The 693-nt window shown below is 58.4% G+C and carries 1 protein-coding gene; it reads right to left on the bottom strand.

Features of this window, described 5'->3' with window-relative positions:
• On the bottom strand, window positions 1-693 hold a 693-nt coding region (locus MXAZACID_RS17395), incomplete at both ends, for a recombinase family protein (protein WP_008495910.1).

Here is a 693-nt window from a genome sequence, read left to right as displayed (position 1 = left end):
ATTTTATCGAGCTTGCGCTGGATCACGTTAAGGCGGTTTTGCTCCTGAACACGGTTGGCATTGCTCTCGGCAGCCAGACGATTCCACTCGGCGGTGAACTCAGTCACGAAGGCACCGACAGCCTCTGGATCCATTAGATTGTGCCGGAGCGCCTCAATGACAGCACTCTCCAATCGGGCCCGCTTGAGGCTGGTCCTGTTGGAGCAAGTGCCGCGCCGACGGGCCGGGCCGCATGCGAGGTAATCGCCGCCAAAGGCGCTCAGGACATGGCCGCAACAGGCGCAAAACACTTTGTTGGTCAGGAGATGCTTCGCGCGCCGCTTCTCCCAGAATTTGGGCCGATCGGGCTTATTGGCACCGGAAGCATCGCGGATATTTGCTAGGCGGCCTTGGACCTGGTCCCATAGCTCTTGGTCTACGATCCTCAAGCTCGGCACCTCCATCGTCGACCATTCTTCTTTGGGGTTCATGCGCGAAACGCGTTTACCGGTAGCTGGGTCTTTCAGATAACGCATACGGTTCCAGACCATGCGCCCGATATAGAGTTCGTTCCTTAAAATTCCCGTGCCGCGTGTGGCATGGCCACGGATAGTCGTATCCAGCCAGGGACGCCCTTCTGGACCTGGGATGGCTGCCTGATTCAGCTGCTTGGCTATGGCCAGGGGGGAGAGGCCTTCGGCGAAGCTTCTGAAA

It is taken from the genome of Acidocella sp. MX-AZ02 (assembly GCF_000306035.1).
GTDB classification, from domain to species: Bacteria; Pseudomonadota; Alphaproteobacteria; order Acetobacterales; family Acetobacteraceae; genus Acidocella; species Acidocella facilis.
This window is presented reverse-complemented; position numbering and strand designations above follow the sequence as displayed.